14 protein-coding genes are annotated in these 14,063 nt (G+C 52.2%); 2 read left to right on the plus strand and 12 right to left on the minus strand.

Features of this window, described 5'->3' with window-relative positions:
• Positions 1-45 precede the first annotated feature (45 nt).
• The 7 genes from ABVN44_RS07405 to pmbA all read right to left on the minus strand — a co-directional run bounded on the left by ABVN44_RS07405 (position 46) and on the right by pmbA (position 4,639).
• Positions 46-690 carry a DUF4310 family protein gene (locus ABVN44_RS07405; protein ID WP_000392127.1) on the minus strand — a complete coding sequence of 215 codons (645 nt, stop codon included), beginning with the start codon at positions 688-690 and terminating at the stop codon, positions 46-48.
• Positions 691-701: 11 nt separating this feature from the next.
• On the minus strand, positions 702-1,478 hold the full coding sequence (locus tag ABVN44_RS07410) for a DUF4311 domain-containing protein (protein ID WP_000478578.1): 777 nt from the start codon (positions 1,476-1,478) through the stop codon (positions 702-704).
• A gap of 22 nt (positions 1,479-1,500) precedes the next feature.
• Entirely contained in the window at positions 1,501-1,803 is a 303-nt protein-coding gene (locus ABVN44_RS07415) for a DUF4312 family protein (protein WP_000975187.1), read from the minus strand.
• A complete protein-coding gene (locus ABVN44_RS07420; protein WP_000435389.1) occupies positions 1,803-2,165 on the minus strand; it encodes an SFCGS family glycine-rich protein in 363 nt (120 codons plus the stop codon). Before ABVN44_RS07420 ends, ABVN44_RS07415 begins: the two co-directional genes overlap by 1 nt.
• A gap of 10 nt (positions 2,166-2,175) precedes the next feature.
• A complete protein-coding gene (locus ABVN44_RS07425) occupies positions 2,176-2,514 on the minus strand; it encodes a glycine dehydrogenase (protein WP_001255103.1) in 339 nt (112 codons plus the stop codon).
• A gap of 287 nt (positions 2,515-2,801) precedes the next feature.
• The gene (cybC, locus tag ABVN44_RS07430; RefSeq protein WP_001232231.1) at positions 2,802-3,188 is read right to left on the minus strand and encodes a cytochrome b562; all 387 of its coding nucleotides are present in this window, start codon (positions 3,186-3,188) and stop codon (positions 2,802-2,804) included.
• Positions 3,189-3,286: 98 nt separating this feature from the next.
• Positions 3,287-4,639 carry a metalloprotease PmbA gene (pmbA, locus tag ABVN44_RS07435; protein WP_000852994.1) on the minus strand — a complete coding sequence of 451 codons (1,353 nt, stop codon included), beginning with the start codon at positions 4,637-4,639 and terminating at the stop codon, positions 3,287-3,289.
• 96 nt (positions 4,640-4,735) lie between these two features.
• Between pmbA and yjgA the strand changes: the two genes are divergently transcribed.
• Complete coding sequence (gene yjgA / locus ABVN44_RS07440) at positions 4,736-5,287, plus strand: ribosome biogenesis factor YjgA (RefSeq protein ID WP_000166287.1); 552 nt, start codon at positions 4,736-4,738, stop codon at positions 5,285-5,287.
• 55 nt (positions 5,288-5,342) lie between these two features.
• On the opposite strand, the gene iolH is transcribed toward yjgA, so the two are convergent.
• The 5 genes from iolH to iolD form a co-directional block, all read right to left on the minus strand.
• Positions 5,343-6,227, minus strand: coding sequence for a sugar phosphate isomerase/epimerase IolH (gene iolH, locus ABVN44_RS07445; protein ID WP_000683955.1), 885 nt, complete (start codon positions 6,225-6,227; stop codon positions 5,343-5,345).
• 52 nt (positions 6,228-6,279) lie between these two features.
• Positions 6,280-7,095: a 2-keto-myo-inositol isomerase IolI2 gene (gene iolI2 / locus ABVN44_RS07450; RefSeq protein ID WP_001019386.1), complete on the minus strand. Its 816-nt coding sequence runs from the start codon at positions 7,093-7,095 to the stop codon at positions 6,280-6,282.
• 160 nt (positions 7,096-7,255) lie between these two features.
• Positions 7,256-8,482: an MFS transporter gene (locus ABVN44_RS07455; RefSeq protein ID WP_000661780.1), complete on the minus strand. Its 1,227-nt coding sequence runs from the start codon at positions 8,480-8,482 to the stop codon at positions 7,256-7,258.
• Positions 8,483-8,554: 72 nt separating this feature from the next.
• Positions 8,555-9,577 (minus strand): D-chiro-inositol-2-dehydrogenase IolG2, encoded by a 1,023-nt coding sequence (gene iolG2 / locus ABVN44_RS07460; RefSeq protein WP_000736098.1) that lies wholly within the window; start codon positions 9,575-9,577, stop codon positions 8,555-8,557.
• 180 nt (positions 9,578-9,757) lie between these two features.
• Positions 9,758-11,698, minus strand: a complete 1,941-nt coding sequence (gene iolD / locus ABVN44_RS07465; protein ID WP_000849477.1) for a 3D-(3,5/4)-trihydroxycyclohexane-1,2-dione acylhydrolase (decyclizing) — start codon at positions 11,696-11,698, stop codon at positions 9,758-9,760.
• 416 nt (positions 11,699-12,114) lie between these two features.
• On the opposite strand from iolD, the gene iolC reads away from it, so the two are divergent.
• Positions 12,115-14,052: a 5-dehydro-2-deoxygluconokinase gene (gene iolC / locus ABVN44_RS07470; protein WP_014343940.1), complete on the plus strand. Its 1,938-nt coding sequence runs from the start codon at positions 12,115-12,117 to the stop codon at positions 14,050-14,052.
• Positions 14,053-14,063 lie beyond the last annotated feature (11 nt).

A 14,063-nucleotide genomic window follows, 5' to 3' on the forward strand; every position in this document is an offset into this window, starting at 1 on the left:
GCCGGATGGCGGCGCAACCGCCTTATCCGGCCTACAAATCAACAGTTAGCTAATCGCAATCGGGAAGATGGAACCGAGGATCATCGCACCTAAAATCGCGCCGCCGGTAATCGGCTTCTGCCAGATATAAAACAGCAGCGCGCCCACCAGAGAGCCCAGACCAATGGGAATCGATGCCGTCATGGCGCTGAGGATAATCAACGGCCCCAGAAAACGACCTGAAGTGTTACCGGCCCCCATCATGACGTCCGCTCCGTACGTGGAGTCGCTCTGGTTGATGGTGAACTTACGCGCCAGAATAATGATGTAGCCAATCGCCAGGCCAATCACCAGACCGGTTATCAGCGAAGCGATAAAGTTCGCCACCGGGAAGACAAAGCCGGCTCCCAGCAGTAACGCCGGAACCCCTAAGCCCACGCCGGTCTGAATTGCCCCGCCGATATCCAGAATTCCGACCAGCGAACCTTCGATAATGCGGGCAAATAAAAAGCTGGCGCCGAAAGCGGCGACCGCGCCGTAGACGCCGGTATCCATCCCCGCTTTCAACATCGCCACAAAAGCGACTTCGTTAAATGCGCCGATACCGTACAGATAGTACATATGCGTCCCGGCGAAAACGCCGGAGGAGAGCAGGCCAACAAAGATCGGGAACGACCAGTCGGCATACCAAAAACCTTTATTCTCTTCCATTGTGGCCTCCGTTATTTGCCGCTGAGCGAGTTGTGGATCAGTTCAAGCCAGTTCGGTACCGTCATGTTGAAAGACTCGATCATTTTCATGTCGAAGCCGCGGAAGAAGCCGCTCAACACAAACAGCAAAACGATGGCGACCATCATCACTTTGGTGACATGGTTCCAGCCGCTCTCTTCTACGCCTTTACCGATCAAAATACCCAGCACCAGCCCCGGTACGGCGTTCCCCATGATGAGCTGCGCCGCGCCGCCGAAAACGGTGGCCCAGAAGCCCGATTTTTTACCAGCGTCGATCGCTGCTAACCAGAAGATCACAGGCATGACGATATTGACCAGCAGGTTTGCCGCCGGTACCAGCACCTTAACCGCCGTCACCTGTAGCGCCTCTGGCACGGATGAGGCGGTCAGGTTAAGGAACGTCACAACGATCATGCCGATGACGGCGCAGGCGATCGCCATTTTTTTCGGGTCGTGCAGCGTCTCGCCGACGTTACGGTTTTTGATCATTAGCGCCGCCGCGCCCCAGTTAGGGATGATGCGGTGATCGACATCCTGGGTGAACGATCCGGCCGCCACAGACGACGCCCAGGCGTTAAAGAAGAAACCCAGCCCAAAGGAGAAGTGAGATGCCGGGTCGCCTTCACAAGAGTTGAGTTCGCCCAACGTACGGAACGCGCCCATCCCCTGCGTGGTTGGCGCGTGAAACATGCGTGCAGCCCCAGCGCCCACCCCTACGCCGACCAGCGCGCCGATAATGAGCGATTTAATTAGTATTATCAGGAACATAACTATGCCTTTTTAATAAAAATCAGCGTTTCGCGACGAAATCCACCCTGTCGAGATTGATGGCGGTCACGTTGACGGTCACATCCAGCTCCACGCTGTAAGTGCGTCGTTCCCGGCGCAAAAAGAAAAACAGAAAGGCCTCTTTACGCACCGACTCATGCGCCTGAACAATTCGCACATCCTGTGGCTCAATACGCAGTAAGATATACGGCGACTCTCTCATCACCGCCGACTGAACATGGTTCAGCGCATCGGCAAAGGCGCGTGCTTTGGCGTCGCCCTTGCCTTTTACTCTCACCGTGGTGGTGAATTGCTCTTTCATCATCAGGCGCCGTATTTCTTTTGCCACGCCTGCACCAGGCGCTCGCCGAGCTCTTCTTTATCCATAAAGCCGAAACCCAACACGTTGCAGCCTTCATTGATAGCGGTGACGCCTTCATCCACTGACCGCATTCCATATTTGGCTTTGTAGCCATGCTTGTTTTGCGCGGTGATAGCGCCCGCGCCGCCGCTGCCGCAAAATGAAATGCCGAAGGTGGCGTTTTCCGCTTTCATCACATCGCCCAGCTTCATGTCTGCCGCGACGCCCGGTACGACGACCGCGCGACCGCCCGCTTTTTCCACGCCTGCCGCCACTTTCTGGCCTTTACCCAGGCGATCGCCAATCACGACGGTAATCTGTTCCATTTTTTGCTCCTTAGAGGTTGTCTTTCGCGACTTCAAAATGTACCGATAATAGCCAGGCTTCTTCGTCAGGAAGGTTGCCAAACGCCGCCACGATTTCGCGGGCGAGCGCCATTGATTCGGCTGAGATTTCATCAAACAAGCTGGCATCGACTTCCGGTAAAGGCTCGCCGGTAATTGACCGGTGCGCCATCGCGCGAACGTGCGAGGTCAGCATTTGCGTCTGTACCGCATTGGGGACAATGTGATGCCGCCCCAGCAGGCCATCCACCTGCGTTAACACCTGTTCAGCCAGTTCGTTAATTCGCTCACCGGCATCGTGTTTTACTGCTCCGTTATCCACGCGTCTCACCCCATTAATGGCAATGAGATAAAACTAGCGGTAAGGGTTAAAAGTTTGTAGCGAGTTATTTTCCACCTCGAAGTGGAAACGCGAGTGGGATAGGTGATCTGCGCCACAGAAAAGGCGGCATTAATGAATTATCGCCGGGAAAGTGTGAGATCTATCGCGGCATAAAGAGGAAATAGCGTGGCAGAAACAAACAATGACGTTGTCGTATAAAGTGAGAAAGTGTGATGGGTATTACATTTTGCCGGATGGCGACCTGCGGATAAAGCGAAGCCGCCATCCCACAAAAATTAACGATACTTCTTATGATACGTATTGCGGGTGGTTTTTAGCGCTTCCGCCGCCGCTTTCGCTTCTTTAACGTTACCTTCGTTCGCCAGCTTCAGCGCGCCATCAATTTGGCCGACCAGAATGTCAAAACCGTGACGAAAATCCTTCATTTCCGGGCTATCCGGCGCTTTATCTTCCAGCTTTGGCGGCGTAGCTTTTTGAGCATCCAGCGCGGCCGCGCGCATTTTGGTTAATGCCGCTTTCAGTTCAGGGGCACTATCCGTTTTCTCAACAACTTTCAGGTTATCATTGAGAATATCCATATTATCTTCAAGATCGGCAGCAAAAACAGCCGAACCGAATACCAGCGATGACACAGCAAGAATAGCTAACAGGCTTTTACGCATTGCTCACTTCCTTTTTTATTATTAACGATAAGTGTAATACCCTGAATAATTCGGGTTGCAGGCAGCCAACGCGCCTGCAGCCTGAAGTATGACGGGTATTATTGTCCGGCGATTTTCATCTCCGGTAACAATACCGAACCACACTGTATATTACTGCGCGTTTCAATATCATCACCTACGGTGACAATATTACGCCACATCTCTTTTAAATTACCGGCAATGGTAATTTCACTTACCGGGTACTGGATTTCACCATTTTCAACCCAGAATCCCGCAGCGCCGCGGGAGTAGTCGCCGGTAATACCGCTGACGCCCTGGCCCATCAGTTCCGTCACCACCAGGCCGGTGCCCATCTCTTTTAGCAACTGCTCAAAGTTCAGCCCCTGCCCGGCGATACGCCAGTTATGAATGCCGCCGGCATGACCGGTACTTTTCAGCCCCAGTTTGCGGGCAGAATAGTTGGTCAGCAACCATTGCGTCAGTACGCCATCCTTCACAATGTCCCGGCGCTCCGTACGCACGCCTTCGCTGTCGAACGGTGAAGACGCCAGCCCTTTTAGCAGATGCGGGTGTTCTTCGATGGTTAACCATTCCGGCAGAATTTGTTTGCCCAGCGAGTCGAGCAGAAAAGTGGATTTACGGTATACCGCGCCGCCGGCAATCGCCCCGACCAGATGACCAAATAGCCCTGTCGCCACTTCATTGGCGAAAATGACCGGCGCTTTCATAGTGGAGAGCTTGCGCGGCGACAGGCGGGATAAGGTACGGCGCGCGCACTCGGCCCCGACCCATTCCGGCGCTTGCAGATCCGCCATTGCCCGACCGATGGTGTAAGCGTAATCACGCTCCATATCGCCGTTCTCTTCGGCGATGACGCAGCTTGAGAGCGAATGGCGCGTGGAGCAATATCCCTGCAACATGCCGTGGCTGTTGCCGAACACTTTAATGCCGTAATGGCTGTTAAAGCTCCCGCCTTCGGTATTGGTGATGCGTTTATCCGCCTTTAGAGAAGCCTGTTCCGCACGCGCGGCCAGTTCAATGGCTTCGTCTGGCGTAACCTCTGCCGGGTGGAACAAGTCCAGATCCGGCGCGTCAAACGCCAGCAGTTCTTTGTCCGCCACGCCTGCGCACGGGTCCGGCGACGTGTAACGCGCGATATCCAGCGCGGCCTGCACGGTACGGGCAATCGCCTGCGGGCTTAAATCCGTCGAAGAGGCGCTGCCTTTGCGGTTCTGGTGATACACCGTAATTCCCAGCGCGCCGTCGCTATTAAATTCGACATTCTCTACTTCACCATAACGGGTGCTGACGCTAATGCCGGTGGTCTTGCTGACGGCGACTTCCGCCCCATCCGATTTGCCTGAGGCTAACTCCAGCGCTGTCGAAACTGCTTCTTCCAGAATCTTACGCTGCGCTTCAACTTGTGAGATTACTTTCATTGCAAATGCCATAATGTAGAGAGAGTTTCTCTGAAGTCTAACAGAGAACCGTTTTTCAGTGCGCATCTTAACTGGTAACATTAGCCTCTTTTTTTTAAGGAGCCTGACATGACAAAGCAGCCCGAAGACTGGCTCGACGACGTTCCCGGTGATGACATCGAAGACGAAGACGATGAAATTATCTGGGTCAGTAAAAGTGAAATTAAACGCGATGCCGAGGAATTAAAACGCCTGGGCGCGGAACTGGTGGATCTGGGGAAAAACGCGCTGGATAAGATCCCGCTGGACGCCGATCTGCGCGACGCCATTGAACTGGCCCAGCGAATCAAAATGGAAGGACGCCGCCGCCAGTTGCAGCTTATCGGAAAAATGCTGCGCCAACGCGACGTTGAACCTATTCGCCAGGCGCTGGACAAGCTGAAGAACCGCCATAATCAGCAGGTGGTGCTGTTTCACAAGCTTGAGCATCTGCGCGATCGTCTGATCGTCGAAGGCGATGACGCGGTAGCCGAAGTACTGACCCTGTGGCCGCACGCCGATCGTCAACAGCTTCGTTCATTGATCCGCAATGCGAAGAAAGAGAAAGAAGGCAACAAACCGCCGAAATCAGCGCGTCAGATTTTCCAGTATCTGCGCGAGCTGGCGGAAAACGAAGGGTAATTGCCGCAAATGACCGCGCCAGCCTGTGGCGCGGTACAGGCAAATCCACCCGTTTTTAACGTCCGAGTAGCTCCCGCTCGATCCGCTCGCGCGTTTCCACCGCCTGAACACTCATTTTTTCAGGATAACCAAACAGCGACGTGGTGATAATTGCCTCACCGCCCACCTTAAACGTGCGGTTTGCAAAATCCATTTCACGCAGCGCCTGGAATAGCGCGTCAAAATCGACCTCACCTTCTCCCAGCCCGATGTGCTGATGAATCGTCGCATTCACGCCAGGCGGGTTCATGATATAGCGGCAGGGAAGCGTGTGGTTGTGCGTATCGGCCAGCAGAACATGCGAAAGATCGGCCCCGGCATAGTTCAGCATCCTTGCGACATCGCCCTGCCCTTTATCGTAAAAGAAGCCATGCGGTGCGCTGTACAGATAGGTCACGTTATCACTACGCAAAGACTGCACCATGTCGACCGTCTCATCGTTCAGTTCGCAGAAATCCCAGGGGTGAGACTGAATTTCGATTCGAATTCCCTCTCGTTCCACGATCGGCAGCAGTTCCTCCATGGAGCGATACCACATCTCTTCACAAATCTCCGGCTCATCCGGCGTCCCGGAAAGCTCGGTATTAATCACCTGTACGCCCATATCAACGGCAATCTCAATCATCCGCTTCCAGTTGGTTACCGCGGCGCGCCGACGCTCTTCATCGGGGCCGGACCAACGATAAACCACAATAAATGACGAGATTTCCACACCGTAGTTCTGCAAGGCGCGTTTATATTCCTGCATGGTATCGCGACCAGCTTTAGGGTGTTTATAAAACGGATTAATACGCGGGTGCGGCGACTGCTCAATATATTTATACCCCCACTCGGAAACCTGCCGTACCATTTGGGTAATGGGTAAATGTTTAATAACATCGACATCAAAAGCAATTTTCATTGTAAATACCACGTTGCGGAAACTGAAAACGGTCACCTGGAAATTAGCTGTATCATTGCAGCAGCAATGACACGCTGCGATTAATTTGTTCCTCTATTTCCGCCTCACTCCAGGAAGCTAACTGAGAAGAAAAAGGTTCAAAAGCGTAAATACCGCGATACCCCATATTTTCCAGACGCTGCACCTGCTGGTAATTCTGCATTACATCCTTTTCACTCAGCATAATACGCTGCTCATCAGCCAATGCTTCCGTTGGTCGGGTGTCTTCCACACCGGACAAATGCACCAACCCGATAGCAGAAATATCAATGCGCGACGCAAACTCCTTTTCGGCCTCTTCGTACAGATGATGATGGAAGGTATCCAGCAAAACCTTAAAGGGGGAACCTGCTTCCCGGATCAGTTGCTGAGCCCAGACGGCAGAACGCAGCGAACTTACGCGGAATCCTAAAGGTTCAACCAGCCCCTGAATATCATACCGGGCAAAGAGATCGCTCAGTCGTTTTATTGCCTCAACCGTAACCTCCGGCGGCACAATCGTTCCATCATTCAGCGGACAAAGAACTAATGCCCGCGCGCCGACTCCCTGCGCGTCTCGTAATAATCCTTCCGTTTTTTTTACTACCTCCTCGGTCAGTTGGTTAAAGGGATAGACCGCATTAATTGTGACAATTTCAAGTCCATACTTTTCTGCCAGGTTACGCACCTGATTATAATTCAAGTCATCAGTAACGCTGCCGCTTGGCATATCATTACGCAATTCCACTTTATTAAACTCAAGACGTTTAACCAGTCGAAAGAATGCTTCTATGCTTAGACCCGGTGCAATTTTCCGGTTAATACAAAACCGTGTTTTTTCGATATTCATTATTTTCTCCCTGAACGTATATGAGTGGGTAAATAACCGTAATCCGTTAGTACAATTTAACGTAGGGTGAAAAAACCGGCTTTATCAATCTTGATAAAAACCGGTTTAATTTAGTGATGAACATCACAGGCTATAAGGGATTTTTGAAGAATATTTGAAGCTATTTCTCGCCAGGCACTTTAAGAAACTGCACCAGGATGCCGCTGAATAAATAGAGCCCCGCCATAGTATACATCACCACGCCGGTGCCGAACCCTGCCAGAACGGAGACCAGCGCTGGCCCAACGAAATTCCCCAGGCCGGAGCCAAAGTTCACGGCCGAGTTCGCCGCCCCCTTCTTATCCGGCGCCATCATCGGCACCAGCGGCGTCATTGGCACAAAGCCAGCCAGCCCGGCTCCCCACAAACACATCGCCAGCATAAAGGCGACATAGTTATGCCCCCATATCATCGGCACCCAGTAAACAATCAGCGTAGCGACACCGGTCAGGATGCTGCCAAAAATCTGGATGGTTCGGCGAAAACCAATTTTATCGCCCATCCAGCCAAAGATAATGTTGAAGACCTGGTTAGAGATAAAGGTAATCCCCCAAATACTCGCCCATTCCTCAAGCGTAAAGTGCTTATCCAGCAGAAACAGAGGTAATACGACAACAAAACCATAGGTGCCAAGACCGTTAATAGTTTTGACAATCACCGCCAGACCGATCCGTGGCCGTTCATACATAATGGAGATACCCGCAGATAACTCTTTGAAGACCGGCGTCGTTCGCGGTTTCAGAATGAATTCATTGCGTTCCAGCACCAGCATGAAGAGAACCCCCAGCAGCGCAACGCCCATCCCGGCCCACATCACGTTGATATGCCCCAACGCAGGAATTAACGACGCCGCCACCACCGGCCCAATGATGGTAAAACCAAGGTTATAGACCACCCAAAATAGCGAGGTGCCGATCCCTTGCTGGTGATTATCCAACTGGATGGTCAGGCGTACCAGGAAGGAGTAACAGACCAGCGGATACCCCACGCCACGCAGCATATAGGTCACGAGAATGGCACCAAAATCATGGCTGGGTAGCGCAAAGTTCAGAAACGCGACGGAAGCCAGAAGATAGACGATAAAACCGGTAACCATCACCTTTTTAGGACCAAAAACGTCCACACAGACGCCGGATAGCCAGGAGGTGATCGCGACCACAATCCCATATCCGGCAAAAATCTGCCCGATATGCGCCTGATCAAATCCCTGCGTATTTAACCAGGCAGATAACCAGCTGTTCTCAATACAGCCGCCCAACATAAATAAAAATGTTCCCAGGTAGCTCCAGATAAACTTACCTGGTTTTATATAAAATGTCTGGGGCAGCGTTGCCTGCATTTCTTTCATTTTATTACCCTCGGTATAGAAAAGCTCTCACACTTTTCAGTGCGAGAGTTTATTCATTATTAACAGATGCAGTTAAAGATAAATATCGCTTGTTATTTTCACCGGCAGCCCGCTTTTTAATGATTGCTGCGCGGCAATAGCGATACGCTGGGCCAATAATGCGTCTTCGCCGGTACAGACAACCGGCGTATGATGCAGGACTGAATCAATAAAGTGTAATATTTCCGTTCGGTAAGCTTCGCGATAACGGACCGTGAAATCAGGAAGGGGATTTTTCATTATGCAGTGCTGGCTGTTGAAAACTTTCACCGTCGACTCACTAACGTTATCCGCATACGCCATCCCTTCTGAGCCAAAAACCTCCACCCGTTGGTCATAGCCATATACCGCCCGACGGCTGTTATCAATGAGCGCGTAGCCGCCGTTTCTGAAAGTCAGCATCACCGCAAGCGTATCAACATCATCAATATTTTTCAGGCTGGGATCAATCAGCGTATTGCCCTTAACATAGACTTCGCTGACTTCATCCTGCATCATAAAACGAGCCATATCAAAGTCATGCATGGTGAAGTCAAAAATCAGACCGCCAATACGTTTGATCAGATCATGGGGTAGCAGGTCCGGATCGCGGGAGGTGATTTTTATCATCTGGGGCCGACCAATCTTGCCGCTGCGCACCAGCTCAAAGACCTCGTGAAACTGAGGATCAAAACGGCGGTTAAAGGCAACCTGCAGCGTCACCCCCTTCTCTTTCACTTTTCTCAGCACCGCCATTGAGGCCTGCTCATCTTCATTCATGCTGAGCGGTTTTTCACAAAAAATGTGCTTCCCCGCCTGCGCTGCCGCCGTGACGATCTCTTCGTGCATATCCGTTGAGGTGAAAATAAAAACTGCCTCTATATCATCACGCTGTAAAAGTTCCTGATAATTTTTATACCCTGAAGTTATATTTACCGAATAAAGCCAATCGCTCATCTCCTCAATAAAATAATCGGCGGCGCAGATAATATCTAATTGAGGCAGTAAATACATATTCTCAACATGCATTTTACCTACCCGACCGAGGCCAATAACACCACATCGAAGCTTTTTCATTCGTACCTCTTAATCTCATGAATAGTAAATTTAAAACCGCAAAAGAAAAGCATCCGTAATTCTGCGAAAAACGGATCGTTTTATTTTGCCGTTCTGAAAAGCAAACAATGCGTTGACGCTGTATCGTTCAGGTTGCAGAACAATAACCACACTTCTGCAACCTGAACGACGGCAAATTAATCAGTACTGCCGGGCCTGTCCGATATGTTCCTCAAGCATACGCGCTACCGCCTGGATACGTTCGCTACGGGATACCTGCGCCCCACCAACGCGCCACCAGCTCAGGTACTTATGCACCATCGTTTTGGGAAGCACTTTTATGTCTATCAGCGTGCTCACGGTCTGTTTACGAGCATCTTCCAACGCTTCATGCAGTTGTTCAATGGTGGTGACGCGATAGCTTTTACAACCATATCCTTCAGCGATGCGAGCGAAATCGACCGGGATAAACCCGCCTTCCTGACGACCGCTCTCCTGCTGATGGAAACGAAACTCGGTGAAGTAACTGTCCATACCGTGTTCCATTTGCAGATTATTGATACAGCCGTTGGTCATGTTATCGAGCAAAATGACGGTAATCTTTTTCCCCATCTGGACGGAAGTGACCAACTCAGAGTGCAGCATCATGAACGAACCGTCGCCCACGAAGCTGTACACCTCGCGCTCCGGCTGCGCCAGTTTGGCCCCCAATGCGGCATTGACTTCGTAGCCCATACAGGAGTAGCCGTACTCGACGTGGTAATCATTCTCGCCGCGGCTTTGCCAGACACGCTGGAGGTCGCCCGGCAGGCTGCCCGCCGCCGCCACCACCAGCGCGTTTTCCGGCAACATCCGGTTAAGCACGCCCAACACGCGCGTCTGGGTCAGCCACGATCGCGTAATCTCATTAAACTCTTCAAACACCTTTTGAGTATCCATATGATCCTCAATTTCAGGTTTGAAGCCCTCTCCGCTATATTCCACAGCATAGACGCGCTCAACTTCCGCCATATATTGCGAGCGGACGCGGTGAATAGTCTCACCCCATTGCGAAGCATAATGCTCCTGGGCCAGCCGTTCGCTAAGCTGCGTCAGGGCGACGCGAGCGTCACCCTGCATCTGTACGCCATCCAGCTTGAAGACATCAAAGCGGCTAACGTTGATATTTAAGTAGCGCACGTCGGGATTCTGGAAGATCCACTTTGAGGAGGTGGTGAAATCGGTATAGCGCGTCCCTACACCGATAATCAGATCGGCCTCCTGCGCCAGCAGATTCGCCGCCAGTGAACCGGTTTCGCCAATCCCGCCGACGTTCAGCGGGTGTGCAGAACTGAGCGCTCCCTTGCCAGCCTGGGTTTCAGCAATCGGCAGATGACAGCGTTCGGCAAATCTCAGCAGCGCCTCTTCAGCCTGCGAATACTTCACGCCCCCACCGCAAACGATCAGCGGCCGCTGGTGGCGGCGAATCAGCGCAACCGCCTCGTTCAGCATCGGCTCCGTCGGCGCGTGACGCTCAAGACGATAGACCCGGCGAGCGAAAAAATAATCCGGATAATCCCAGGCTTCACCCTGCACATCCTGTGGCAGGCAAAGCGTCACGGCCCCCGTATCCGCCGGATCGGTTAACACCCGCATCGCGCTGATACAGGCGCTCATTAGCTGTTCCGGACGCGTAATGCGATCCCAGTAGCGGCTAACTGCACGGAAAGCGTCATTGGTGCTCAGCGTCAGATCGTGTTCTTGTTCAACCTGTTGCAAAACCGGGTCGGGTTGACGAGATGCGTACACATCGCCCGGCAGCAAAAGCAGTGGAATACGGTTAGCCGTCGCGGTCGCCGCTGCGGTGATCATATTGGCGGCCCCTGGCCCCACTGAGGAGGTGCAGGCATAAATCTGATGGCGACGCATCTGGCGGGCAAACCCCGTCGCGATATGCGCCATTCCCTGTTCGTTACGCCCTTGATGAACGCTAAGTTGGCCACAGTCCTCTTCCAGCGCTTGCCCCAATCCGACAACGTTCCCGTGGCCAAAAATGGCGAAAATCCCTTTTACAAATTTGATTTCGCTGCCGTCTACGTCGATGTACTGATTATCAAGAAAGCGCACCAAAGCCTGCGCCATGGTCAACCTGATTGTTTTCATGTACCCCACCTGCTTTTATCAACCGTTCGGCTGTCGTTGCCTGCTTATGCATCGCTTCAGCCCCAAAAACACAGAGACTTATCATAGGATCAAAATTTCCGTTCTCACAATTATATGGAATTTATATTTCATTTATGGGAAGTAGATCAAAAAACGGTTAAAAAATTTCGCCATTTAGGCGTATTTTTCATGAAAATGAAATTTATCTTCCATGTGCTTTTAAAAGAAATAACACATTAATAATCAATCAACTAAAACAAAAAACACAACAAAAAACGATCATACGCGTTGCCCGGAAATGCCATTTCTGTGATCTTGTTCAAACAATAAATGAAAACATTATTTCCATTTTTATTGAAAATGAAATCACCAAACCTTAGTATGGGCAAAAATAACACCGTCTTCTGTTAGGGGATATGTCAATGAATAAAGCAGTCAGTAGTGAGCAAAAGCCGCTGGACGTTATCTGTCTGGGACGAGTCGCCGTTGATTTGTATGGTCAACAAATCGGGTCGCGGCTGGAGGATATGACGACTTTCGCTAAATATTTAGGGGGATCGTCAGGCAATGTTGCCTACGGCACGGCCATTCAGGGATTACGTTCCGCTATGCTGGCCCGCGTCGGCGATGAGCATATGGGACGTTTCGTTCGTGAAGAATTAAACCGCGTTGGTGTGGATACGCAGTGCCTGCTGTCGGATCGCGATCGTCTGACCGCGCTGGTGATCCTCGGCATTAAAGATCAGGACACCTTTCCTCTGATCTTCTACCGCGATAACTGCGCGGACATGGCGCTAACACCCGAGGATATCCGCGAAGATTACATCGCTTCTTCACGCGCATTAGCCGTCACCGGTACCCATCTTTCTCACCCCAATACGCGCGCCGCCGTTCTTAAAGCGCTGGAGTATGCGCAAAAACACGGGCTGCGGCGGGCACTGGATATCGACTACCGCCCCGTACTGTGGGGCCTGACGTCGCTAGGAGACGGTGAAACACGTTTCATCGCCTCATCACAGGTTACCGAACAGCTCCAGCAGGTATTGCGCCATTTCGATCTGATCGTTGGGACCGAAGAAGAATTCCATATCGCCGGCGGCAGTACCGACACGCTGACCGCCCTGCGGCGCGTCCGTCAGTTGACCCAGGCCGTACTGGTGTGCAAACGCGGCGCGCTGGGCTGCTCAGTCTTTGAAGGCAACATCGCCGATGACTGGTCGCAGGTGAAGATACATAGCGGCGTTCGTGTAGACGTTCTGAACGTTCTGGGCGCGGGCGATGCCTTTATGTCAGGACTGCTGCGGGGATACCTGAACGATGAAAGCTGGGAGCAAGCCTGCCGTTATGCAAACGCCTGCGGCGCGTTAGTGGTATCGCGCCACGGTTGTGCCCCCGCCATGCCAACCAAAAAAGAGCTGGACGACTACCTCGCGCGTGAACAATCCATCACCCGGCCAGACAAAGACCCGCGGCTGAATCACCTTCATCGGGTCACAACCCGTAAACAGCACTGGCCGGAGCTGTGCGTATTCGCCTTTGACCATCGCAAGCAACTGGTGGATATCGCAAATGAAGTCGGCGCCAGTGAATCCGCGATCCCTCCCCTGAAGATGCTACTGCTGGAAGGGGCGCGTCAGGCGGCGCTTGAGGCCGGTTTACAGAATAATAGCGGCATCCTTGCCGATACCACCTTTGGTCAGCAGGCGCTTAACGACGTGACCGGCCAGGGATGGTGGATTGGCCGACCGGTTGAGATGCCCGGTTCGTATCCGCTGAAGCTGGAACATGGCGATATTGGCTCTCAGCTTGTCAGCTGGCCGCAAGAGCACGTCGTGAAATGTCTGGTCTTCTATCATCCACTCGATGCAGAGTCGGTACGTCTTGAACAAGAGGCGCTCATTGACGAAGTTTACCGCGCCTGCTGCCAGTCTGGTCACGATCTGCTGCTGGAAGTCATCTTGCCGCGCGATGCGGCAGACCAAAATGAGCAATACTATCCTCAGATTGTGGAACGTTTTTATCAACTGGGGATCCTGCCGGACTGGTGGAAACTGCCGCCGTTAAGCCCAGATCGTTGGCGAGAAATCAGCCAGCATATTGAGCATTATGACCCTGAATGTCGCGGTATATTGATACTTGGCCTGGACGCACCGGAAAGCGAGTTGAAGTCAGGATTCGCCGCAGCAGCGGATATGCCCTGGGTGAAAGGTTTCGCCGTCGGCCGGACCATCTTTGGCGAACCGTCACGCCAGTGGTTAGGCGGCCAGCTTAACGATGAACAGCTCATCGCAACGGTGAAACAAAAATACCGCATGCTTATCGACTACTGGCGCGAATACCGCCCGGCACGTTAATGCCTGCCTCA

It is taken from the genome of Salmonella sp. SJTUF15570 (genome assembly GCF_043357055.1).
GTDB classification, from domain to species: Bacteria; Pseudomonadota; Gammaproteobacteria; order Enterobacterales; family Enterobacteriaceae; genus Salmonella; species Salmonella enterica.